The 23,780-nt window shown below is 56.3% G+C and carries 14 protein-coding genes and 1 riboswitch; of the genes, 5 read left to right on the top strand and 9 right to left on the bottom strand.

Annotated features, from left to right (window positions below):
- The first annotated feature begins 3 nt into the window (after positions 1-3).
- Both AC2A6O_RS26370 and AC2A6O_RS26365 read left to right on the top strand, forming a co-directional pair.
- On the top strand, positions 4-1,239 hold the full coding sequence (locus AC2A6O_RS26370; RefSeq protein ID WP_498931575.1) for a serine hydrolase: 1,236 nt from the start codon (positions 4-6) through the stop codon (positions 1,237-1,239).
- Between the two features lie 164 nt (positions 1,240-1,403).
- Positions 1,404-2,339: a hypothetical protein gene (locus tag AC2A6O_RS26365; RefSeq protein ID WP_498931573.1), complete on the top strand. Its 936-nt coding sequence runs from the start codon at positions 1,404-1,406 to the stop codon at positions 2,337-2,339.
- An 84-nt stretch (positions 2,340-2,423) separates the two neighbouring features.
- Here the strand turns inward: AC2A6O_RS26365 and AC2A6O_RS26360 are convergent, their stop codons facing one another.
- Positions 2,424-4,865 (bottom strand): GcvT family protein, encoded by a 2,442-nt coding sequence (locus AC2A6O_RS26360; RefSeq protein WP_498931571.1) that lies wholly within the window; start codon positions 4,863-4,865, stop codon positions 2,424-2,426.
- Positions 4,866-4,959: 94 nt separating this feature from the next.
- Between AC2A6O_RS26360 and AC2A6O_RS26355 the strand changes: the two genes are divergently transcribed.
- From AC2A6O_RS26355 to AC2A6O_RS26345, 3 genes are all read left to right on the top strand, one after another.
- Positions 4,960-5,886: a LysR substrate-binding domain-containing protein gene (locus tag AC2A6O_RS26355; RefSeq protein ID WP_498931570.1), complete on the top strand. Its 927-nt coding sequence runs from the start codon at positions 4,960-4,962 to the stop codon at positions 5,884-5,886.
- A 198-nt stretch (positions 5,887-6,084) separates the two neighbouring features.
- Positions 6,085-6,209, top strand: a riboswitch (TPP riboswitch).
- 90 nt (positions 6,210-6,299) lie between these two features.
- Positions 6,300-8,108: a phosphomethylpyrimidine synthase ThiC gene (thiC, locus tag AC2A6O_RS26350; protein WP_498931568.1), complete on the top strand. Its 1,809-nt coding sequence runs from the start codon at positions 6,300-6,302 to the stop codon at positions 8,106-8,108.
- 945 nt (positions 8,109-9,053) lie between these two features.
- Positions 9,054-12,014: a calcium-binding protein gene (locus AC2A6O_RS26345; protein WP_498931566.1), complete on the top strand. Its 2,961-nt coding sequence runs from the start codon at positions 9,054-9,056 to the stop codon at positions 12,012-12,014.
- Between the two features lie 75 nt (positions 12,015-12,089).
- On the opposite strand, the gene AC2A6O_RS26340 is transcribed toward AC2A6O_RS26345, so the two are convergent.
- The 8 genes from AC2A6O_RS26340 to AC2A6O_RS26305 all read right to left on the bottom strand — a co-directional run bounded on the left by AC2A6O_RS26340 (position 12,090) and on the right by AC2A6O_RS26305 (position 23,705).
- The gene (locus tag AC2A6O_RS26340) at positions 12,090-13,298 is read right to left on the bottom strand and encodes an alginate lyase family protein (RefSeq protein WP_162530137.1); all 1,209 of its coding nucleotides are present in this window, start codon (positions 13,296-13,298) and stop codon (positions 12,090-12,092) included.
- Positions 13,299-13,312: 14 nt separating this feature from the next.
- Entirely contained in the window at positions 13,313-16,210 is a 2,898-nt protein-coding gene (locus AC2A6O_RS26335) for a tetratricopeptide repeat protein (protein WP_498931563.1), read from the bottom strand.
- A gap of 70 nt (positions 16,211-16,280) precedes the next feature.
- A complete protein-coding gene (locus AC2A6O_RS26330; protein ID WP_148587417.1) occupies positions 16,281-16,943 on the bottom strand; it encodes an alginate O-acetyltransferase AlgF in 663 nt (220 codons plus the stop codon).
- Between the two features lie 14 nt (positions 16,944-16,957).
- Entirely contained in the window at positions 16,958-18,370 is a 1,413-nt protein-coding gene (locus AC2A6O_RS26325) for an alginate O-acetyltransferase AlgX-related protein (RefSeq protein ID WP_498931561.1), read from the bottom strand.
- Positions 18,371-18,425: 55 nt separating this feature from the next.
- Positions 18,426-19,511 carry a hypothetical protein gene (locus AC2A6O_RS26320; protein WP_498931559.1) on the bottom strand — a complete coding sequence of 362 codons (1,086 nt, stop codon included), beginning with the start codon at positions 19,509-19,511 and terminating at the stop codon, positions 18,426-18,428.
- Between the two features lie 25 nt (positions 19,512-19,536).
- The gene (locus tag AC2A6O_RS26315; protein ID WP_498931556.1) at positions 19,537-20,985 is read right to left on the bottom strand and encodes a mannose-1-phosphate guanylyltransferase/mannose-6-phosphate isomerase; all 1,449 of its coding nucleotides are present in this window, start codon (positions 20,983-20,985) and stop codon (positions 19,537-19,539) included.
- Positions 20,986-21,092: 107 nt separating this feature from the next.
- On the bottom strand, positions 21,093-22,154 hold the full coding sequence (locus AC2A6O_RS26310) for a PilZ domain-containing protein (protein WP_148587421.1): 1,062 nt from the start codon (positions 22,152-22,154) through the stop codon (positions 21,093-21,095).
- A gap of 54 nt (positions 22,155-22,208) precedes the next feature.
- Positions 22,209-23,705 (bottom strand): glycosyltransferase, encoded by a 1,497-nt coding sequence (locus AC2A6O_RS26305; protein ID WP_148587422.1) that lies wholly within the window; start codon positions 23,703-23,705, stop codon positions 22,209-22,211.
- Between the last annotated feature and the right edge of the window lie 75 nt (positions 23,706-23,780).

Genomic DNA, 23,780 nt, shown 5'->3' with positions numbered 1-23,780 from the left:
GTCATGTTCAAACTCATTTTGATGTCTACGATTGCCATTGGACTTCCGGTCGCGGCCAGCGCTTGTGACCTTCCCGCAGAAAGACCGGCTTTCACCAAGGTTCAGGAAAGGCAGAATTTCGACACGGCGGCCTTCGCGACAGTTGTGGCTCAGGCGCTTAGCGATCGCTATATGGGCTACGCCGTAACGCTACGTGGAAAGAACGGCAACGTCATTGCGCAGGTCAACCACGGTTATGCGCGGTCACCTTGCGAAAACGGCGGAGAACAGCGGTTCAACGGTCGTACCCAGGCAGCCATCGGTTCCGTGTCGAAGGTCCTGACAGCGGCAACCGTCATCCATCGGGCCGAAACGCTTCAGGGTGTTTCGCTAGAGGACCGGTTCCAGGACTACCTGCCGCGGCGCTGGCAGAGCGAACTCGATGCCTCCCTGCAACCCGTCACCATCCGGAACCTGCTGCAGCATCGTGCGGGGTTTGCCAAGTCCGGCAAGACACTCTGGGACCATAAATACACGCTGCGGGAACGGTATCAGCTTGGTGCAGAAACCTACATCGTGCGTGCCCAGAACATCGCAACACAGTCAAATGCCTGTGTGCCCGAACCGGTGACCAAGCGATGCTACGCCAATACATCGTTTGCGCTCTGGAACGTGAGTGCCGCTTCGCTCGTTCCGGCAAAATGGGCACAGATCGAGGACGCGTACTCCCCAGGAGAGATCACCTATGAGAGCTATCTCCAGGTTCATGCTTACAATCGATACCGGGATATCGTGGCAAAGACCCTGTTCGAGCCTGTTGGCGTGATCGGAGGCTGCAACGTCTTCGCCGATCCCGAGCGTGGCGCCTATTACTATGACGGACCGATGGACGAAACGGGAATCGACCGGACCGAGGCCGGCCGCCCTTGTGCGATCGGGGGATGGTTCCTCTCGACGCGCGCCTTGTCGAAGGTCGTGCACCGCATCGTTTCAACCCGTGAAGTCATCAACGACAACCACGAGCTCATGTTTTCCGCAGGTGATGACCGGCTGGTCTTTGCAAGTCGTCCGCGAACGAACGATGGACGGGCTATCTCCCACAATGGAAGCCGCTGGGGCGGACAAGCCACGGCCGAGGTCGTCGTCTTTCCGAATGGCTATGTCGCGGCAGCAATCGCAAACTCGCGCAAAGGGAATACCGGTGCCGGGCTGAGAGACGCAATCATCGACGGCTACAACGCCGCGCGTGGGCCGTCGTGATGGCCAAGGCTGAAGCCAGCACGCTACAAAGTATCAGTAGCTGATATTTTCGCTTACTTAAAATACAAAATAGAAAAATACGTCCTTTTTTAAGTAATGGACTTTTCTTCAATAATTTATTCAGAAATCGAAAAGTGATTGAAGCGGAGCATGAAGGATCTCTCATGAATCTATTTGATTTTCCCAGCGCAATCGTTGCGACAATTTCGCAGGCTCTTTCACAAGGTATCGACGATCCCTCCAAACTCGCCGACCTGGTCTTCTACTGGCACCACCCCGAACTTCGCGCGTCCGGGATCAGAAAAGGCATGAAGAATTTTGACGAACTTTCGAAGGAATGGCTCAGCTATCACGACATGTTCGTCAGTGCCTATGGGAACCCTTCACCGGCGCCGGTTGACCCTGGCGAAGAGGCAGTGTGGCGGCCCTACAAAATGTCGAAGCTTGATGGCAACGCGTTCATCAGCTCTGACGTCAAGTCATGGGCATCGAAGCCACCGAAACACAAGCGCGAGGCTGCAGCCTTCATAAGCAACAAGACAGACGGAGACCGCAAGCTGATCTTTATCGTTTGGAAGACGAACGACCCCGCAAACCATTGCGTAAATCATCACAACGCCACAGCAAGTGGAGCGATCCATTCCTGGATCGAGCAGCCGCTCAATTACAATGCGATCAGGAAAGAACACAAGCTTGAGGTAAACTGGATTACGTATCTGGGAAATGACGCGGGCGTCAAAGGAATCGCCCTGATGAATTTCGGCCTCAACCTCATCATTTTCGAAAAGACACTCAACGACGGCCAATGCCTGAAGAATGCACGAAGTGCAGCGAAAAGAGCGTTGGCCGAAGAAGCCAAGCAAACCTTCAAATTGATGAAATTAGCGATTGGCGGCACCGGCGGCGCCAAGGTCGCCAAACCCAAATGCATCAGTCGACTGGCCTGGCACTCCTTCGGTGCGCAGGTGAAAAATGTCGTCGAGAACCGGTTTCCACGGTCCGCCGCGCCGAACATCGGATCGCTGCAGGGAATTCGATTCAACGACGAGATAAAGGGCAGCAGCGGCAAAGTGATCGGCTGGGTCAACTACTTCGATTGAACGTTACCATCAGCAGCCAAATCTAAAGACACGGCCTCACTGTCACTGGAAGCTTCATCAGTTTCTTGTTTCCGTTGAAAAGGCTTACATGCGGCCGCGAAGGTTCCCGGGATCATAAGGGGACTCAGAAATTACCCGTGCTTTGCGCATTTCACCCAGAATGGGAACGTCCAGTTCTGTTCCGATAACGCCCAGCTCAACGGGCAGAAGGGCGAAGGCGACATCATGGCCGAGTGTATAGGCATAGCTCCCGGACGTGATGCGACCGACAAGTTTGCCTGTGTGGTAAACGGCCTCGTGGGTGAGTGCGCTTGCCCCTTCTGTATCGATCGCAATGGTGAAGGAACGCTGCCTTATGCCCGCTTCTTTCTGACGGACGAGGGCCGCCTTGCCGATGAAGTCTGCCTTTTCCAGCCGAATGAAGCGGTCAAGGTTGCTTTCCCAGGCCGTCAGTTCGGGGTTCATGTCGCGATACAAGGCGCGATAGGACTTCTCGAGCCTGAGCGATTCCAGCGCATGATAGCCGATCAGCCGCAGGCCGTGCGGCTCGCCCGCCGTCAGGATCGCTTCCAGTAGGTGCCGCTGATAGGGAAGTGGGTGATAAAGTTCCCAACCCAACTCGCCTTCGTAATTCACGCGGAGCATACGCACGTCTGTTGCAAGTCCAACCGTACCCGATTTGACCGAGAACCACGGAAAGGCATCATTCGACAGGTCCATTTCTGTCAGTTCTTGCAGAACCTCGCGTGCCTTGGGGCCAACAACAGTGAAACATCCGCGCTCGTTGCTCACGTTTCGCAACTGCACACTTCCATCGTTTGGCAGAAGCTTCGAGAGCTCATCGAAATTCCAGCGCTCGGCACTCGGTGTGGAAATCATGTAGAAGCTGCCGTCTTCGAGACGCGAAACCACATATTCAGCCTGGACCCCACCAGTCTTGGTCAAGTGGTGGCTGAGGTTGACGCGACCGGCTTTCGGCAGCCGATTGGCAAGGATACCGTCGAGCCAGATTTCCGCCCCGGGGCCGGAAACTTCGAATTTCGTCATGGGTGTCATCTCGACGAGACCGACCGCAGTACGAACGGCGTGGACTTCTTCGCCGACGAAATTGCCTTTTTCAGTCCAGCGCCAGCTATACTGGTCCTTGGCTTCCACGCCCTCAGGCGCAAACCAGTTCGGTATTTCCCAACCGTCAAGAACTCCCCAGACCGCGCCCTTTTTCGATAGGATGTCATAGGATGGCGCAGTCTTTTGAGGGCGCGCGGCCGGCATGTCCTGGCCCGGAAAGTGAAGTTCTGCATGGGTGCCCCAGCTTTGTTTCACCTTCTGGCGCGTCCACTCCTTGTTGGCGTAATCGCCGAAACGGCGTGGATCGAGATCTGACGTGTTGAGGCTGTTGGCGCCTTCCACAATGCGTTCCGACAGATAGTAGCCGATCGCCCCACCCCACAGGATGCCGCCGGGCACGCCTTCGGCAAGCCAGACATTCTCAAGGCCCCAGGCGGGCCCGACCAGCGGTAGTTCGTCAGCAGTCATCTGGAACGGACCACGGACATTGGCCTTGATGCCGACCCGGCCAAGGGCAGGAACCATCTCGATGGCTGTTTCCCAGTTCCAGGCAACGGCGTCGAAGTCTTCTTCCACGAGATCTGCGCCGAACCACTCTGGAACGCCGTTTTCGGCAAAGAGCTTCAGGTGTTCGGTTCTTTCGTAAGGGCCGAACATGAGCCCGTCGCCTTCTTCCCGGAGATAGCCCTCAAAACCCTCGTCGCGGAGGATTGGCATTTCCGGCAGGCCCTGACGCTTGCGCTCGACGATTTCCGGCACCTTATCCGTGATCCAGTATTGATGCAGAATGGGAATGGCGGGGATTTCGAGACCAAGCATGGCACCTGTCTGACGGGCGTAGTTCCCGGTCGCGCAAATAATGTGTTCGCAGATGATCTCGCCGTTATTTGTGTGGATTTTCCATTCCCCGCCGGAGGTTCGCTCGAAGCTCTTTACCTCTGTTTTGAGATGCACCTTGGCGCCAAGGTCGCGTGCCCCTTTCGCCATGGCCTGCGTGACGTCAGCCGGCGCGATATGACCATCATCGGGGTGATAAAGCGCGGCCAGCATATCGGTGTTGTTTTCCAGAAGCGGCCAGAGTTCGCGGGCTTCGGAAGGGGTTACCAACTCGGCGCGAATTCCCTGTACGGCGGCGACGCTCATGTAGCTCTTGTATTCATCGAGCCGGTCGCTTGTATTGGCAATGCGAAGCTGGCCGCACTTGTGCCAGCCGACATGCTGACCGGTTTCGGCTTCAAGACCCTCATAGATCTCGATCGTTTTCGCAATCATCAGGCCGACATTGATATTGCGCGCGTAAGAGGGAATAAGGCCAGCCGCGTGCCAGGTCGAACCTGCGGTTAACTGGGTTCTTTCGAGAAGAGCCACATCCGTCCAACCGCGTTTTGCCAAGCCATAAAGAATTGCTGCGCCGACGCAGCCGCCACCGATTACGACAGCACGAGCATGAGTTCGCATGGGGTCATTCCTTTGGTTGCTTCAACGTGAGATTACCGACCGCAAAACCGGCTTGTAACGTTGCAAAAAATGCAAACTGGCATAACCTGAAATTATGCATCGGTTACGCTCGCTTGTTCCTTCGGCCAATTATCTTTTCGTTTTTGAAGCTGCCGCGCGGCGTGGCAGTTTCACGGCTGCGGCCGAAGAATTGAATGTCAGTCAGCCAGCGGTCAGTAAAACGATCAAGCTTTTGGAAGAGGCGACCGGACTTCAGCTCTTCCGGCGCGAACACAAGCGCCTGGAACTGACGGCGGAGGGGTTGCGGTTCTACAAGGAAATCCAGCAGTCGTTTGACCATTTGCATATGGTGCTGACCTCGCTGAGACGTCAGCTTTCAAAGGACACGGTGCGAGTTTCCTTCTCGACCTCGTTCATTCAGCTTTGGCTGTTGCCGCGGCTGAAAGGTTTCAAGGCAAAGTATCCCGACGTTTCGCTCCACATTGCCGAAAGCAGCCGGGACGATCAGGATCTCATTGTCGAGGATATCGATCTTTCGGCGCGGCTCGGGCGCGGGGAGTGGCCCGGCGTCCATGCCTGGGAATTCGTCACCGAGGAGATCCTCCCGGTTTGCAGCCCGGAGTATCTGCGCGAGCGAGGCCCCATTTCAACGCCGGCACAGCTTCTCAAGCACCCGCTTCTGCATTTTGAGGAGCGACACCGAACGCGTCTGGGTTGGAAAGAGTGGATGATGCATCACTCCGTCCCGGTGACAAAATTGGATCTCGATGCCGTCTTCACCGATGCGCTGGCCTCTATTGAAGCGGCAGTTCACGGCCATGGGATTGCGCTTGGATGGAAACACCTGGTGCAAGACCATGTGCGCGCCGGGCGCCTCGTTTATCCGCTAAAGTCGGTCTATCGATCAGGCGAAACGATTTTCCTCGTCATGCCGGCGCAAAGGCCACCGAAGCCAGGTGCTTTGCTGTTTCGAGACTGGCTTCTTCAACAAAGTGCCGATGCCGCATTCTCTTTTGAGTGAGCGGTGACCAGCCGAACCTTTGACATTTTTCAAAGAGATACGCCGAGATGATTAAGGGCTGAATCGCGCGAATTGACCAAGGAAGTCGAGTGGCGGCACCAGGCTTGGCTAACCTCTAGGGAGGTAGCCAGTCTTGTTAAAAATGCTTCGAACCGTCCCACTTTGCATTGACAATGGCCCCATTTTGACGGTCGATGGCAACGTTACCAGGGGGGTCCCGCCAAGGGGCTGAGATTCTGCTGGGCCGTTCAAGACGGCAGCGCAGTGACCCGTTGAACCTGATCCAGTTCATACTGGCGTAGGGACGGTGCGAGCGCTGCAAGTCTGACGTTGCCCCGGATGCGGGCTGTTGTGGCGTCTTTCCATCTTTCCGGCTTCGAACTGGGTCTCCAACCTGAAGATTGGAGCCTCAAATGAATTTTCCCGTCAAGGCGATCACGTCCGAGATCACCAAAGAGCCGCTGCCGGCCTCGACCAAGGTTTACAAACCGGGTGAAATCCATCCGTTTATCCGCGTGCCCATGCGTGAGATCGCGGTTCATCCGACTGCGGGCGAGCCGCCGGTGGCAGTCTACGATGCCTCCGGTCCCTACACCGATCCGGCCCAATCCATCGACATCGAAAAGGGCCTGCCGCGGCTTCGCACTGAGTGGATCGCCGCCCGCAGTGACACGGAGGAATACGAGGGCCGCATGGTCAAGCCCGAGGACAACGGCTTTGCCAGCGGAGAGCGTCTGACCCCGGGATTCCCGAACCTCAAGACACCACGCCGCGCCAGGGCCGGAAAGGCGGTCACCCAGATGGCCTATGCACGTGCCGGCATCATTACCCCGGAAATGGAATTCATCGCTATTCGCGAGAACCTCGGGCGCAAGGCACTGAGGGGTGAGGCTGGCCGTGATGGCGAGAGCTTTGGCGCCGCTATCCCGGATTTCGTCACGCCTGACTTCGTCCGCGAGGAAGTTGCCCGCGGCCGGGCGATCATCCCGTCGAACATCAACCACCCGGAAGCAGAGCCGATGATCATCGGCCGGAATTTTTTGGTGAAGATCAACGCCAATATCGGCAATTCCGCGGTCACCTCGTCGATGGCCGAGGAGGTCGAGAAGATGGTCTGGGCGACCCGCTGGGGCGCCGATACCGTCATGGACCTGTCGACCGGCCGCAACATCCACAACATCCGTGAATGGATCATCCGCAATTCGCCGGTTCCGATTGGCACGGTGCCGCTCTATCAGGCACTAGAGAAAGTCGGCGGCGTTGCCGAGGATCTGACCTGGGAGATCTTCCGCGACACGCTGATCGAACAGGCAGAGCAGGGAGTCGATTATTTCACCATCCACGCCGGCGTGCGGCTTCACTACATTCCGCTGACCGTCAACCGGGTCACCGGCATCGTCTCGCGCGGCGGTTCGATCATGGCCAAATGGTGCCTGCATCATCACAAGGAGAGCTTCCTCTACGAGCATTTCGAAGAAATCTGCGACATCGCCAGGGCCTATGATGTTTCCTTCTCGCTCGGCGACGGTCTGCGGCCGGGCTCGATTGCCGATGCCAACGACGCCGCGCAATTCGCCGAGCTGGAAACGCTTGGTGAACTGACGAAAACGGCCTGGGCGAAGGATTGCCAGGTCATGATCGAAGGTCCCGGGCATGTACCGATGCACAAGATCAAGGAGAACATGGACAAGCAGCTCGACGTGTGCGGTGAAGCGCCATTCTACACGCTCGGCCCGCTGACGACCGACATCGCTCCCGGCTACGATCACATCACGTCTGGCATCGGCGCGGCGATGATCGGCTGGTTTGGAACGGCGATGCTCTGCTATGTCACGCCCAAGGAGCATCTCGGCCTTCCAGATCGCGACGACGTGAAGACAGGCGTGATCACCTACAAGATCGCCGCTCATGCTGCTGATCTCGCCAAGGGCCATCCGGCGGCGAAGATCCGCGACGACGCGCTCTCGCGCGCCCGCTTCGAATTCCGCTGGGAGGATCAGTTCAACCTGTCACTCGACCCGGAAACGGCCCGCTCGATGCACGACGAGACCTTGCCGAAGGAAGCCCACAAGGTCGCTCACTTCTGCTCCATGTGCGGCCCGAAGTTCTGCTCCATGCGGATTTCACACGACATCCGTGCCGAGGCACAGAAAGAGGGCATGGAGAAAATGGCGGTCAGATATCGAGACGGCGGTGACCTCTATATGCCAAAGGATCGGTAGTTCGTTCACTAAGGGGAGGGGAGATGCAAACTCTCCCCTCAAAAATCACGTCTTGTCAGACACTCAAGCTGCTTTCCAGTCTGGCGATGGCAATTCTCAATCCTTTACTTCAATCCTTTTTGAGCGCGATGCCCGAAGCCAGGACGTGTTCCGGTCTGGTGCGGTTGTGCAGCTTGTCCACTGCCCGGCAATATTTTGCGAATGCAATGCAACGAGAGGGGCGGCACACCCCTGGGCTCGCCGAACTGCGTGACCAGCACGCTTGAGAATTGTTTGGCCGCTTTGGCATTCCAGCGGGATCGAACCAGGATTTCGAGCACGTTTCATTTCCGTCAATAGTCCGCCAGGGCCAGTATTTTACTCCGCAAATGACGATCGCGGCGTCATCAGGATGCCACTTGCTTTTGGGCCTTGGTCGCTCCCGACGAGGGCTGCGCGCGATATGCCGACCAAACCGGTTCATCCATTGCGGATCGTTTCACGGCTGACACCAATGCCCGCCGCAGCAATCGCCTCACGGCTAGATCCAATCTCCACGCGCGAGCAGATGCATTCGGGGCATGGACTGACCGTGCCCTCAAGAGGCGCCATGAACGCGAAAATGTCGAAAATCGCGGTTTCATCCAAACAAGTTTGCGAAGCTCTCAAAAGCTTTATCAGAAGTTAAAACGCTAGAAATAAATGAATCCTCGCTCTTATCCGGGTCGTAATTTGATTTTCATATAAAAAAATCAGTACAGCAGAGACTTCGCTGATTAAAAATTGGGCAGAGGGAAGTAACAGATGTCGGACATTACCCCTATTCAAGAGTTGTATCCTGATTTTATTCAAAATCTATATATTTCTGCTCTCGCGAAGTATGCCGAATATGGATCAGCGGATGCAGTCGACGAAATCAGAATCCTGTCGACGTCAGGGTATGTCCTGGACTACAGGCAGACATCCTTGTTGCAGAATATTGACCGGTTCGACATGACGGCCGCCAGCAACGGTGGTGTTGTCGTCCGGATTGACGCTCACATCCTCGATCAATCCGATGCCGGTCGCATCGACCTGCAGTTTGCGCAGCAGGGATACCATCGGGTCGATCTCATGGAAGCGGCTACAGGCGATGTCGTCATCGATGGCGCTGGCGAACTGGAGCTACGCGGTCTGCGGGGCGTAGAAGGTGGAGATAGTGCAGAAGGCGGAGACGGCGCGGTAACTTTCCACCTTGCGCAAGGGTCGGACTTCGATGTCACCGGGAGCCGCGGCGACGAGACCGTGATCGGCAACGATGCGGATACTGTCTGGGATATGGGCAGTGGTGACGATGTCGTTACCGGCGGTGGTGGCGTGGACACATATATTTTTGACAAGGGCCACGACAGTATCACAATTCGGGATTTTACTGTTGGTGAGGATGTCCTGGATCTACGAGGATATTCTTTTTTCAACCAGGATCATTTGTTCTCCCTCGCAGGGCAGGAGGGGGAGAATGTGGTTCTTCAGCTCTCGGGCGACGATGTTATCACCTTCGAAAACATCGATCTCGAGACGCTGTATGATGCCAACATTACATATCAGACAAATACTAATTATAATAATTCTGGTATTACCTCAGCGAGTGATACTATGTTTTCACAGCACGGGAATACTTACTACGTCGATACAGGGGTCAGTGTCGATGTCCTGAACGCTTTCATTGCAGATGCGCCGGCCGGATCAACTGTCATTCTTCGTGATGGCGTTCATCGGTTTACCGGCAGTCTTGTTATCGACAGGCCGGACATCACGCTGAAAGGTGAGAGCGAGGCCGGAACAAAGCTGGTTTTCGATCTTGATCCGGACGTCTCGGGCGACGGTATCGTCGTCGGATCGCGTTCCATACCGGAAGACATCACGACGGTCGCAAACGGCACGAATGAAAATTCGACGGTTCTTTATCTGAAGGACGCGAGCCAGATTTCCTCGGGGGACTATCTTTATATCTCCCAGGAGAACACGACAAGTTTCCTGCAGTCCCGTGGAGACACGGAGTATGACGCCGACCAGGCCGCAATATCGCCCTTTCGGGAAACCCTGGTCAAAGTCGTCGCCGTTAACGGCAATAAAGTCTATCTGGAAAACGAGGTCGGGCAGAAATTCGACGCCGGCAAGGCGACCGTCGGAAAGGTCGATCTGCTTGAAGACGTGAGTGTCCAGGATCTTACCATCACTTACGACCTCAGCGACTATCTTCCGACGAGCCTTCAGAACAGCCCAAATCATAATGATTTCGTGAATGTCATACCGGAATTCACGCAGGCCGCAGGGATGCACGTTTACAGTACCTACGGTTTCGAAACCAAAGGTGTCTCGGTGATCAATGCCGCCAGCGATGGTTTCTGGTTTCAAAACAGCTTGTCTCTGAAAGCAGACAATCTTTATACCAACGGTAGCTACAACAAGGGTACGGCGGGTAACGGCTACGGCATCCAGCTCTACGAGACGTTTCACAGTAGTTTGTCGAACCTGGAGCTGTTCAATAATCGCCATTCCTTCCTGTTTTCATCGTGGCATGCAGAAGACAACAACACGATCCACATCTCCGAAAGCAATCGCGACATCAATTTTCACGGCAGTTTCGACCACTCGAACACGGTGACCGTCGACAGGCTGGTGCTGGAATATCAGCCGGATCAGAACACTGGTAGCGTGCGCGGCTACTGGACAGCGATCTCGCCCGGCGGCAAGGCTCATGTGGAGACAGACATCTACGGCGAGAACACGATCATTCTCAACTATGTCGTTGGCCATGATGCGGACGACTATCTGGTCGCGTCCGATACGCTTTACTACATGGCCGGCGGCGGGGGTGACGATGAACTGCACGGCAATGACCGCGAAAACTATCTCGTCGGAGACGAAGGCAACGACCTGATCTACGCCGGAAACGGTAGTGACAAGGTGACGGGCGGTGACGGCGATGACACCATCATCGACGACCATGGTCACGACGTGATCTACGGAAACAACGGCAACGACACGATTTCCTCGGGCATGGGCGAAGACTATATCAATGGAGGAAGTGGCAAGGACACCATCAAATCCGGCTCGGGCAACGACACCGTTTATGGAGGATCGGACGACGACACCATCGAGGGCGAAGGTGGGAATGACCAGCTTTACGGGAACAGCGGCCACGACTGGATCAACGGCGGGGTCGGTAATGATCTGATAGAAGGCGGAGACGGCAACGACACGCTCTACGGCGGTTCCGGTGAAGATGACCTGAAGGGTGGCGATGGAGACGATCTGATTTCAGGTGGGTACAGCGACGACAGGCTCGACGGCGGCGACGGCAACGATACCCTCAAGGGAAATTCCGGGGCCGACTACATCACCGGGGGCAACGGCAACGACAAGCTTTACGGCGGTTCTGCCGGTGACCAGATGTATGGGGATGCCGGAAGCGACATTCTTTACGGCGACACTGGTCATGACGAGTTGCACGGTGGTTCCGGCGACGACAAGCTGAGCGGTGAGGTCGGGTCCGACAAGCTGTACGGCGATAACGGCAACGACCGGCTCTACGGTGCGACCGGTAACGATCTTCTCGAAGGTGGCGCAGGAGATGACGTCCTGGATGGCGGCGACGACGATGACATACTCGTCGGCGGTTCGGGAAATGACAGGCTCGTTGGCGGCGAAGGAGCAGATCAGTTCGTCTTTTTGCCCATGTCCCAAGGCGAGACGGACCGTATCCTTGACTTCCAAAGCGGCGAAGATCTGATCGACCTGTCCGGCATGGACATCGGCGGGGTCAAGGACCTGGACTATTCTGCCTATGGCGATGGCGTGCAAATCGAATTCGATAACGGAGCTTCTATCATTCTCGACGACTTCAGATTGGCCGATCTGCACCAGAGCGATTTTCTGTTTTAGAAAAGCGGTCAGCGGTTGAAACAAAGAAAGGGGCCGGCAATTGCCGGCCCCTTTCCGTCGTTAAATACCGTAAACTCAGCGTACAAATAGCGTGGTGGTTTCCCCACCCAGATTTGTCGAATAGAGCGGTCTGCGTAGTTTCAGATCGTCGATGCGAAACACTTCCGCCTTGTCCGGGAAACGAGCCCTGTAGGGTTCGGCCCACGCAAACCGATCCCCCCGGTAATACCCGCCCGGACGTTTCGGGATCGGTATTTGTTTATGGCCCGTCATCTTTTCGATTTCGCTCTCATCGAAGACCGATGTCATCAGGAAACGGACAAGACGATGGATAGCAGAATCGCAGAATGAATAGGCATCAATGCCGTTGCTTTCCGCGATTTCGGCAATCAGGATAAGCGGTGCGAGCGCATGGTTATGATACTGACGTGCCCTCTTGCCACGTGCCAGTTCCAGCGGAAGCGTCCCGTTGTCCGCGATTTCGCACACACCCAGGCGGTAGCTCTCAACGCCCCACTCGAGAAAGTCCTTCCGGCCGGTCACGACGCCAATTGAAGCGACAGCCAATCCCCCCCAGTAGCGATGGTTCTGCCGGTTCGAGGCACGGTCCTCCGGGTCACCGTACACTTCCTCGATCAGGGGTTCTGCACGGCGAACAAACCAGTCCTGGATGAGCCTGACATCGATATCCTTCATCTGATCGGCGACGGGCATGACCTGCATCATGCCAAGCGCCAGGCCGGAGAGGACGCGCGTCGACGTCAGATAGGCCTGCCGCGTCTGCAATTTGGAAAGCGCGTCCGACTTTGCCCAGTCCTGAAGCCAGGTAAGGGCGCAGGCCGCGGCTTCAAGGTCGCCATTGGCGTGGAAACTGTTGGCCATGCGCACGACATCCGAAGCATAGGACCGTACAGCTTTCATCTTTGCCAGATAGACTTCCTGTGCCTTCGGATCGACCCTCGAATGGGTCTCGTCGCCGGGGGTGTAAATGCTGCCGACATCAAGATCGATGACAGGCGCCGGTGTCGGTCTCGCACATACAAGTTCCTGCTGACGATACGGGCCGTCGTCGCGCACCTTGAACGGGAAGGCGAGCATTTTCATCTGGCCTTGCGCATCAGCGCTCTGGGATTTGGCAACAGAGTTCGAATTGCTGATAGCGACGATCATGCGGCCGTCATCAGCCATCGCGGAAGTGGAGGTCCAGGACGCGGCAGCAAGGGTGACGGCAAACATCGCTCCCTGGATGCACAGGCGACCGGGGCCGATTGCTTTAACTGGCATTTTTCGACTTTCATTCACTCTTGCAGGAAATTGGCTTTTTCGTCCCATTCAGCAGCCAGGGACGCATTCTTTTCGAAAACGAAACCGAATTCGTAAGACCGGGCTACACGCTCGGCGGCAGTGCGATCTCCGGCTTGCGCTGCTTTGAGCATCCACTCCATGCCGCTCTCAAGATCCCGGTCTATCCCCATCTGTCCGTTCAGATAGATTTCGGCCAATCTGCGGAACAGCTCGGGATCGGCACTCTTTTCCGCGGCGTCCAGTAGCAAGGAGACTGTCTGGGGGCCGTTGCTATCGCCAAATTTTCCCTTCGTGGATAGGTCGGCAAGCTTGATATAGAGCGGGGTGAGCTCGGATTGCAGATCAGGGATTGCCCTGACCTGAGACAAAAGCATTTCGATCTCATCGAAGTTCGAGTTCACTTTGCCTTGCGAAATGAAGCGCAGCAAGGAATAAGCGGCGTTGGCTCGTCCCGAGGCTGCAAGGTCTCTGTAGATCTTTGCGCCTTTTTCCGGGTCCGAGTCCGCCCAGACATCCTTTATATGGCCTTCGGCCAGGATAAACAGCGGCTTTTCCTGACCAAGTTCGAGGGATTTTACCAGATAGGGTTCCGCTTGCTGCTTGTGGTTTTCTCCGAAGGCGCCCTTCCAGTAAGCCATGCCGATGTCGAGTGCGGCGAGCGGGTCGTTATTTGCTATGTCGTTGGACCGTGCAAGCCAGTCATCCCTGTAAGCATTCGCCTCATCGCTGCCTATTTCCGAGAAAGCGGATGCAAGAGCCAGGGCGTCTCTGACACTGCAGACACCTTCCTGGCCGATTTCTGCCAGCGCGTCGACCGTATAGCCTTCGCTGGAAAAGCGAACGAGATCGATCTTTGCTTTCACGTAGCCCTCGTCCGCAGACTCTTCCAGCAGGTCGAGCGCCTCCAGCGTTGTTGCCTGGTTCGCCCCGGTTTCCAGCAAATTGTGAGCAAGCTGGAATTGGTCGCTCGCCTCGTTAACAGTGGAGGCCTTGGCTGCGAATGTCTGCGCGAAGATCGGATCGAGGTCCGTTATCTGGAGCTCCCCCGCGGTCTTCTTGATGATGTCGAGCCGAGCAGCCTCGTTCATGTCCTTGGTAAATCGGCGCACGGCAAGTTCCCGGAAGATCTTTTGATGATCAAACGGGTTTCGAAGAGTGTAGGCGATCAACTGGTCGTATCGCTCCGGATCTGCGGGCAGATATTCGGTGCCCTTTTCATAGGCGAAGGCGAGCGCTGCGATAGCCTTCGCCGATCCGTCGTGAGCGGCCCTGCGCAGCAGCATCGTGCCGCGCGCCATCATTTTGGCGTCGTGTTTCAGCATTCCGGATCGCAGCATTTGCTGAGACAGTTCATACATGCTCTCGGAAGACCCGAGGAAGGCTGCCTTGTCCATCCATGTCTCGGACACGTCGTGCTTGTAGGGTAGGCCTTCGCCGCAGCGATAGAGTTTGGAAAGAGTTCTCGCTGCTGCGGAATCTCCGCTGATGGCGGCAAACCGATAGAGGCGGACTGCTTTGACATAGTCCGCAGGCTGGCCGGGAATTAACTCCCGCATGTAAAGATTGGCGGCCTCGCGAGCGGCGCCGTCATGCCCCAGCTCCGCAGACGCTTCAAATGCGGCAAGGGCGCGCTTGGGGTCATACACCGGGGTATCCAGCATCAGCAGCTTGCCAAGGCCGTACAGCATTTCTTCCCGTTTTTCGCCTGCTGCCGCCGCCTTTTCATAGAATTTCGCAGCCAGTTCCGGCTGGAACCGGTGCCCATAGGAGCCGCGATAATATTTGGCGAGGACTTCATATGCCTTGGGCACCTCGGCTTCCGCAGCCTTAAGCAGGTAGTCCTCTCCGATTTGCTCCGACGCGTTGGCAATAAGGCTCTTGATGTGAGCCTGCCCGACTTCCAGCATCGCTTTGGGGCGTCCCTTTTCCGCGGCGATCTTGAAGAGTTCGATTGATTTTTCCTGATTATAGTCGAAAAAGCGGCCAAGCTTCAGGCGCCGGCCAAGCAGTTCGGCGAGGACGCCGTCTCCAAGTTGCGCCTGGATCCGCAACCACGCGAGAGCCACATCATTCTGCTTGGTAATATATTTTTCCAGAAGGTAGAGATTGCCGATCTGAGAGAGATAGGAACAAGTGCCCTCGTTGACGATTTCCTGAATCATGCGATTGAGGACATTGGTCATGCGAGCGCGTTTTTCCGCGACCGTCATCGCGAATTCGGGCCTGCCGGTATTGGCAAGTGTAATCAGCCCCTGTTCCGCCTCAAGATTACCGGCCCGTGCCGCAGCTGCATAAAGACGGGCCGCTTCCTCGAGGTTCTGCCGGTTCGCCGGTGCTTCCGGGCCGATATACCGGGCCATAAGGGTGGCCGCTTTCACGGAGCCGGCGTCGATCGCCTGCTGCAAACTGTCGATCACTTCCTGGCTAAAGGCGTCCTTCTGGGCGTTGAGCACGTTCTCCGCCTGCGCCAGTCGCAGTTCAGCGACTTCGAAATCGTGCCGGTTCGTCTCGAGGTAAGCCAGGATTTTGCTGGCCGTTTCCGGGTCTGCAAAAACGCGATCGCTGCCCTTGCTGTATTCGCGGGCAATCTTGAACAGATCGTCGCTCTTGCGATCCGTTTTCTCCCCGTTCCATTGTTCCCAGTCGGTTATCAGAGGCACGCGGACAGAATCCCGCTCGCAGAGGGCCTTGTAATCGAGGTCCGGCGGCAAGATACCGATCACATCGAACAATTTTTCGTTCTTTGAAGCGGCGATAGACGGAGAGACACCCGTGACGCCGACACCGAGCGCGCAGACTGTCGTCAGGGCAAGGCGTCTCAAGGAAACAGCGGTCGCCGGAAGTGCTTCGGTGCTGAAAGAAACCGAAAGTGCGCGCCTGAGAAAATCCATTTGTCGTACACCACGTCAACTGAAAACTGGAAAGAGGGCGGGAAGCTGCAAGCTTCCCGCCCGGGATCGGTCATTGTTCCAGGGAATTGTTGCTGACCAGAAGTTTGTAGTTCCCCGAATCCTGGAAGAGGACCACGGTCGTGCCGATCTTCCGCTTCAGGCTGAATTCGTCTGCGGCTGCCAAGGCGTTGCCGGACTGCTGAGCTTCAAAGCCCACGGTTGCCGCCTTCAATTGCCGGAAGGCTTCGCTGTCGGCGGAAACATTCTTGAAGGCCTTCACTGCCTTGCCACCGAGAACCAGTGCGAGATCGACGTCGGAGGTACCCGTGGCGTTATAGAAGTACAGGCCAGCGCGGGAAGGATTGCTGATTGGCTCGTCCTCGACCAGCACAGGCTCTGTTCCTGCTGCTGCCACGATCGTATAGAACTTGCCGGCTTCGAAGCTGAAGCTTGGGGACGCATCACGCATCGACAGGTCATAGGTTCCGGCGTGAACGATCTTGTAAGGCGTAAGACCTTCTTCGGTCAGCAAATATTCGACCGAGCCGACACTGGCGACACCGGATGCGCGCTGGCCGTCGATGATACGGACAAAGGAGGAACCGGGAGGGGGAGGACTGTCATATAGTCCTTCGTCACCCGCACGTGCCGGGAGAAGCGCCGCGAAAGTCAGCGCGAAAAAGAGGGTCACAAGCGCCAGAGCGGATGCCTGTTTGGACGAGTACTTGAACATGATTATGCTTTCTCTCACGAGTTGGACGAGCCATATCGACAGAGGCTGAGGGTGCCTGATAAGGCCTTTTCGCCGCCGGGTTTCACAGTGATGGAACGCAGCGGGGAAATCTGTGTCTGGGACATTTCGAAGAACAGGGAACTGAAACTGGTGACGCGTTCAGGACGATTGATCAACACGTTCTCGGATGAACCGTCGCGTTGGGAGATTTCGAGCGCGAAGCTGCGGACGTCGCTCTCCGACAGGCTCATGGCGAGATAATAGTCCGATCCGATGAGATGATCCTGATCGGGAACAAGCTCCTCCAGATCCATCGTGACAGCACCGCCGGGCTCGATATCGTACGCCACTTCGGCAATCTGTCTGTCAGCCTCGCAAAACCCTGCAACAGCTGGAATGATCTGGCGGAAGGTCACCTCGGGAAAGCGGGCGATGCCGGCCGTCATCGGCAACTCCCAGATAAGGAAACGCGTTCCCTCGCTTTCCGGGAGAGCGTTGTGCGTCCAGTCGAGGACTGAGGATTCCATCCCGCCGCCGCTGATGGCGTAGCTGGCGATCTCGACCTGCATGAACTCGCGCAGGAATCCGGAGAAATTGTAAGGGTTGATCTCGTCGCTGAAGCTCGTGCCGATCAGCGCGACAGGTGTCGCATCGTCGTCAAGCAGCGAGTCGAGATCGTTCAGAGCTTCGGTCGTCTCATATCGAACCATATATTCCTGGACGGCCGGCCCGGTACAAAGCGTGTCGACGATCTTGTGCATGCCCGCAAGGTGCAAGAGCTCCGCATCGACGATCTCGGTCTCGAACTCCTTGGTATTCAGGTCCTGGTAGGCTTCGGTCTGTTTCAGGGCGTCTGCGACGACCTTGGCCGTCGCCCGCGAACCTCTCGGCATCCAGTGGAAATCGCGCAGAAAGAAAAACCTTTCTTCGCCTTCCTCGACGAAATGGTCCCTCAACTTCAGAAAATCGACACTGCGCAATCCGGCACGGGTCAGGTCTTCGTTCAGAAGCTTGTAGGTCTGCGTCGCCATTTCACGATCGAAATCGTATTCCTTCCAGACTTCCTCGGGCACGAAAGCCGCGTCCATGAAGGATTTGGGAGGAACGAAAACCAGGGTGAGGTCGATGTCTTTGGACTTGAGGACTTCGTTTAGCCGCGCGAAATACTGAATATTGGACCGTGAGTAGAGATAGAAATCTCGCAGATCCGCGCTTACCCGATAGAACGCGCCGCCGTAGCCCTGAACCAGTGGATGCGTAAGACCCTGAGCCAGGCTCCGTTCAGCGAGGTCCGGACAGGTAAAGACATTGCGCAGTTTCGCCGCCGGTCCTTGCGCATTTGCTGCTGTCGAGGCTGCCAGGATTGAAAACACTGCGGCCGATACCAGCCGTGTCGCATTTGCGAAAATTGGAGCTTGAAACATCATTCGTCTCACTTTGCATGTCAGCGTCGGCAGGTATCTTCCTGTCCAGCACATGTCCTCACGTCGCCTTGTCTTCTGCCGGGCCACACCAGGTGGTTAGGGAAGGCACCGCTCCGGCAAGTCCGCATATACTCTGGTAGAAGGTGTCGTTCCTTCTGATCTGGATCGAGGCGGTCTGGCCGACCAGGTTCCGGAAGTCGTCAGGGAGCTGCACCTGAACCTTCATCAGCGGGTCGCTCGTGTCCTTGTCGTTGACCGGTTGGTGAATGTCATCGAGGCCGAGAGGCAGGAAAAAGACACTGTTGTCGCGAAAGTTCACCTGCGCTACCGCGCCTTTCGCAATAGCAATCGCTTCACTGAAGCGAACATAAGTGACCAGCTGCGGTGCAGCGTTCTCATCTGCAATGCGGCCGAGGGCCTTTCCTCTTTCAACTCTCGCTCCTGGCGACGCGACCGCTTCGAAGTTGGCGGTGCTGATCGGCGCATTCACGATAACCGGCCTGCCCGATGTCCCTTCGATGCCGAAAATCGGCTCTCCAGCCGTGATGGTCTTCTCGTCGTTGACGAACACGACAGTCCCGGTCACGGGACTGGCGACGAGCTTGTAGTCGGACGTCACCAGGCTGGACGTGTTGGAAATCGTCAAATGCTGCTGCAGCCAGAGAAAACCGACTGCCCCCGCGAGAACCAAAGCTGCCAGACCTGCCACCAGTCTTTTCCTGGTTCCAGACGCTCCAGAGGAAGCGCGTGCCGCAACGGCGTAATAGGGCAACTGTTCGTTCCGGTCTCCAGCCGCCGCCACCATATGTCTCGTTGTCGCTAGGTCGAAGAAGGCAGGCACTGAAATGGAGCCTGCCAAAAGCTGATCGGCTATCAGCTTTTGACACTCGTCATACTCTTCGGCGAATGTCAGCTTGGTACCGGACAGAGAACACAATACCGATTGAGTGCATGACACGTCTTCCGAGACAACATGAAGCCACGCCTGTGTCATCGTGCCCTCGAGCTGTTCCCGACGCGGCGCCTCGGCGCTGTCGTCGGAGCTCTGGGGCACGACAGACATCACCTTACCTTCGGCGGCCGTGACTCGGAAAACCGACTGTCCTGGGAATTCGACAAAGTATCCGGGTTCACCGATTTTCATGATGTTTTTCCTGAACGAACATTGCTCATTCCGCTGCGATCGCGGGACCAATGGCTTCAAAGAGCCGGTCGAATTCGCGATTTTCCTGAACCATCATCATGCATTTGGCTTTCTTGTCCTCGTCGGGATTGATGACCGTGACCATGTCGTTGGCCTTCAGGCTGAAGGTTTCCCCCTTCGACCGCGTAAGGCGCTGGTAATTCACGATCACATCAACGGTTCCCTTCACGACCAGCCAGATTTCCCGCTCTGCCGTCACGCGGCGGTTCGGAATAATGTTGCCGGGGCGAATCTTGAGCTGGCTGACGCAGTGATCTTCGTCGACGAACTTCTGCTCGGTGTCGCCCCAGTCGTGATTGATGAGCGGCATGGAGACCGCTTCGTTGGCTCCCAAGGCTTTCAGTTCGGAGACGACCTGCTTGACCTCTTGTGCGCGATTTCGAGGCATCACGAGAACGCTGTCGATCGTGTCGACAATCATGATGTTCTCTAAACCAAGCGCCACAATCCGGCGGTCTGCGGTCGCTCGCAGCAGGCAGTTGTTGGAATCGATGGCGAGAACCTTGCCCGTCGTCACGTTGGATTCTGTGTCCTTCGGACTGATGTCCCAAAGAGCGGACAAGGAACCGACATCGCTCCAGCCGATGTCGCTGGGTACAACGACAATCTTGTCGGAATGTTCCATCACGGCGTTGTCGATAGACATTTCAGGCGCCTGAGCGAAGGATTCCGGGTTCAGATAATAGACGGGAATGTCTGATCTCAGCTCCGACTGCGATCCGGCAACCGCTTCGCCAGCGGCTTGCATGATGCCTGGCGCAAAGGTTTTCATCTCCTTGATGATCGTCTTGGCGGAGAACAGGAAGATGCCGGCGTTCCAGTAGTAGGTGCCTGCAGCCAGGAATTCTTGCGCAGTTGCCAGATCCGGCTTCTCGAGAAAGCCGCCCTTCGAGACACGAAAGCCTACGTCGCCCTCCGACGTGGACACGGTCTTGCCGCCCTTGATGTAACCAAATCCCGTTTCCGGAGCCGTCGGCACGATGCCGAAGGTGATGATTGCGCCATCTTCGGCCAGGGGTTTCGCAAGCTCAATCTGTTTGCGGAACGCCTCCGGATTTTCAATGACGTGGTCGGCAGGGGCCGCCAGGATCAAGGAGTCGGGATCAAGCTGTTCTGCGGCAACCGCCATCGCACCGATTGCGGCGGCTGTGCCTCGCATAAGCGGTTCGACAAAAATACCTGCGGGTTTGACGCCAATCTCATCGGATTGTTCAACTGCGAAGTTGAGAACATCCACGTTGGTCATCAACCACGGACTGGCGAACTCCTCTCGTGGAAACCGTGTGACGGTCTCCTGGAAAAGACTGTTGTCGCCAAACAGACGTAGAAACTGCTTGGGGCTGTTCTTGCGCGAAAGCGGCCAAAGGCGGGTGCCGGAGCCGCCGATCATTATCGTAGGAATAATCTTTGCCATCTCATGACCTCATACTTGGGGTGTCTGGGCAACCGAGATTTTTAATATTGATTTCAGTGTCTTATCGTTCTTCATTGCGTTGCCCCGCATGCGGGACAACGCAATGCTCATAGCTCTGGAAGCGAGAAAGTATTGAAGCGCACCCGGACTGGAAGACCGATGTCACTGGCGGAAATGTCTCTTTCGACCGGGATGCGGAGATAAACGTTGTCGTCGAGTACTTCGGGATTGACGATATTCTGCAGCACCTGTTCGGGCAGGGAACTTAGCTTGACCTCGCTTCCATCCATGAAGCTGATCAACGTGCTGGTGCCCGAGCCAAGTCTGGAAACGTCGTCAAAGGAAACCTTTGCCTTGACGAAACTCGGCGCGAAACTGTCGAAGAATTTCACCGGTGATTGTCCGCGGGCAACATAGTCTCCCTCTGCCGGAATTTCGCCGACCACATCGCAACTGCACGGGCTGAAGATCGTGGTCGGCTCGTTGGTCTGAATATCGACGAAGACGTAGACAGGTTCTCCCGCCTTGAACGAGGTCTTGTCGGCGAAGGACGTCACAAAGCCACTGGAAGGGGCAGGTAACGAAACCAGTTCGGATTCTACGGTCGCTGACTTTGCATCGAAGACGAAGATGCGGTTGAAGGCAGAGACACCCAGATAGGCAAGGGCGAGAAGCGCAAGTCCGAAGGTGAGTGTAAAGCCGAGAACCCGCCGGACAATTGCAAGGAGCGACGGGCTGCCGTCGTCATTCGCGGCCTTTTCAAGTTCCTTTTTGCGGGCCTTCGCCGAATTATCGCGGCTCATGAACTCCAGGACATCGCCGGCGTCCACCAGCTGGCCCGAGATGTAACTGTCAATCATGAAGCGGATTAATGTCAGCTGGCGCTGCGTGACATCAGTGAACTCGATACCGCAGCGGCCGATGTCTCGCCGGTTGTAGCGCACGATGCCGTTCATCTTCAGGCTCAGGGAATAGCCTTGAAGATTGAAACTCATGGTCAGTTCAACCGGTTCCCCGACTTTGAGCGCCTGATCGGCATTCTGAAGGGCAATGCCACCTACGGACCAGTCGGCCGCCATGAATTTCCGGTCCTTGATGGTGACCATCAGGGGCAGTTTGAAACGCGGGTGCTGGCGCTGGACTTGCACTTCTGAAGCAACGGTACTCATTATCAATTTCCCAGCCAAAGGTTGTTCGAAAGGGTTAGGGAGCGAAACTCTTGATCAGCGGTAGAGGCCATGGATCGCATCGCTCGTTGAGAAGATGTTGATCGTGTAAGCCAGCACGGCGACATAGACGAGTAGCGCTGAAGCGTGGACCAGATTGGACGAAACGATCTTGTAATAGTGCCTGAACCGGCTCTCCGATCCGCCAAGCGTGGTGTTCTGGCGGGTCCAACGCTGCTTATCCATGCGAAAGAATATGTAGACCTTGATGAAGGAGCCGAAGATTTGGTTGAAGTAGAGCAGGAACGGGTAGGTGATCGAAACTTCCTTACGAACGGTAAGGAACGTCAGCATCACCAGGTACCTGGAGATCGCCACCCACAAGAGATAAAGAATGAAGGCAAAGGGCGTCACGAAGATCGATGCGAGAACGGCCATCGTCAGCCCGGAAAGACAGGTCCACATGCTGATGCGCTGGTCTAGCACCGACCACCAGGTGAAAAGACCTACCTTATGTGGGCCAAGCGCAAGCGCACGCGTGTTCGTCCGCAGCATGTTGCCGAACCATCGGGTCATGAGAACTTTGGCGGAGACAATGAAGTCGTCGACGGGCGGCTGCTCGATTGTTTCGACGACAACGTCCGGCACGTAGTACATCAGGTAGCCGTTCTTCAGCAGCCAGTACCAGGATGACTTGTCGTCGCCTGTCAGCATCTTGATGCGTCCAAGACGCCAGTGCTCAATGAAATCCTCGTTGATGTGGCGATAAAATTCCGGCCGGCAAACGAGTTGCGCACGGAACATCGACATGCGCCCCGTCAATGTGAGCACGCGTTTGGCGAGGCCGTTCGAACTCATCAGGATCTGGCGCTGTGCGAACCGCAGCGAATACCATTTGCGGAAGATGTCACGCCCTTCCACCGTGCAGGTCTCATCGGTCGTCAGGGCGCCGACGCGCGGGTTGATCAGGAAGATATTGGCGCATTTCTCGACCAGGTCGGCAGGCACAATACTGTCGCCGTCAATGACCGATGCGGTATCATTGGGGCCCGGGTTGTAGCGCGAGATCGCCTCGAAGCCGTACGTCAGAGCATCACGCTTGCCGGTCCCTGCGATACGCACAAAATCCAGTTTGAATGGCTGTTCGTCGCCAAACATGCTCCGGTAGAGCTGCTCAATGAGTCTCTGGTCTCCCAGTTCAACTATGGAAGCAATCACGGTTGCTCCTGCCGGAGCGCGCATGGCGGCCTCAAACGCACCCCGATAGACCTTCAAAGTGGTCGGCGCATCGATGCGGAAACTGGTGATCAGCATGAAAGCATGACCGTAGCCTGCCTCGTCGGCCTTGGCCTTGGCAGTGCGGCGTATGCGCGGGAAAGCGATTTTCCTGTACCAGAGACTGCGCAGAAGATGAATGATGCCCCACGTGTAGCGCCAGATCCCGAGCAAGCCGAGCACGAGAAGGACCTCTTGGGTTTTGCTCGTGAAGGCTTCGTCCGGCAGGAGCAGAACCACGATTGCGATCACGAGCATGTACAGGACATGATAGATCATGCGGTCTCCAGGGCGTTTAGGAAGTCGTTTGCGGGCAATGCCATGGGTGTAGTCTTTTCATCTGACAGCCGGGTG

This window comes from Labrenzia sp. ATLA3 (assembly GCF_057180185.1).
This window is presented reverse-complemented; position numbering and strand designations above follow the sequence as displayed.

What these genes read in the sequence shown, in the direction of transcription:
- AC2A6O_RS26330 (WP_148587417.1), bottom strand. Translation starts at nt 16,943, where the DNA reads ATGTTCAAGTACTCGTCCAAACAGGCATCCGCTCTGGCGCTTGTGACC.
- AC2A6O_RS26340 (WP_162530137.1), bottom strand. Translation starts at nt 13,298, where the DNA reads ATGCCAGTTAAAGCAATCGGCCCCGGTCGCCTGTGCATCCAGGGAGCG.
- AC2A6O_RS26320 (WP_498931559.1), bottom strand. Translation starts at nt 19,511, where the DNA reads ATGAAAATCGGTGAACCCGGATACTTTGTCGAATTCCCAGGACAGTCG.
- AC2A6O_RS26335 (WP_498931563.1), bottom strand. Translation starts at nt 16,210, where the DNA reads ATGGATTTTCTCAGGCGCGCACTTTCGGTTTCTTTCAGCACCGAAGCA.
- AC2A6O_RS26365 (WP_498931573.1), top strand. Translation starts at nt 1,404, where the DNA reads ATGAATCTATTTGATTTTCCCAGCGCAATCGTTGCGACAATTTCGCAG.
- AC2A6O_RS26370 (WP_498931575.1), top strand. Translation starts at nt 4, where the DNA reads ATGTTCAAACTCATTTTGATGTCTACGATTGCCATTGGACTTCCGGTC.
- AC2A6O_RS26305 (WP_148587422.1), bottom strand. Translation starts at nt 23,705, where the DNA reads ATGATCTATCATGTCCTGTACATGCTCGTGATCGCAATCGTGGTTCTG.
- AC2A6O_RS26325 (WP_498931561.1), bottom strand. Translation starts at nt 18,370, where the DNA reads ATGATGTTTCAAGCTCCAATTTTCGCAAATGCGACACGGCTGGTATCG.
- AC2A6O_RS26310 (WP_148587421.1), bottom strand. Translation starts at nt 22,154, where the DNA reads ATGAGTACCGTTGCTTCAGAAGTGCAAGTCCAGCGCCAGCACCCGCGT.
- AC2A6O_RS26315 (WP_498931556.1), bottom strand. Translation starts at nt 20,985, where the DNA reads ATGGCAAAGATTATTCCTACGATAATGATCGGCGGCTCCGGCACCCGC.
- AC2A6O_RS26360 (WP_498931571.1), bottom strand. Translation starts at nt 4,865, where the DNA reads ATGCGAACTCATGCTCGTGCTGTCGTAATCGGTGGCGGCTGCGTCGGC.
- thiC (WP_498931568.1), top strand. Translation starts at nt 6,300, where the DNA reads ATGAATTTTCCCGTCAAGGCGATCACGTCCGAGATCACCAAAGAGCCG.
- AC2A6O_RS26355 (WP_498931570.1), top strand. Translation starts at nt 4,960, where the DNA reads ATGCATCGGTTACGCTCGCTTGTTCCTTCGGCCAATTATCTTTTCGTT.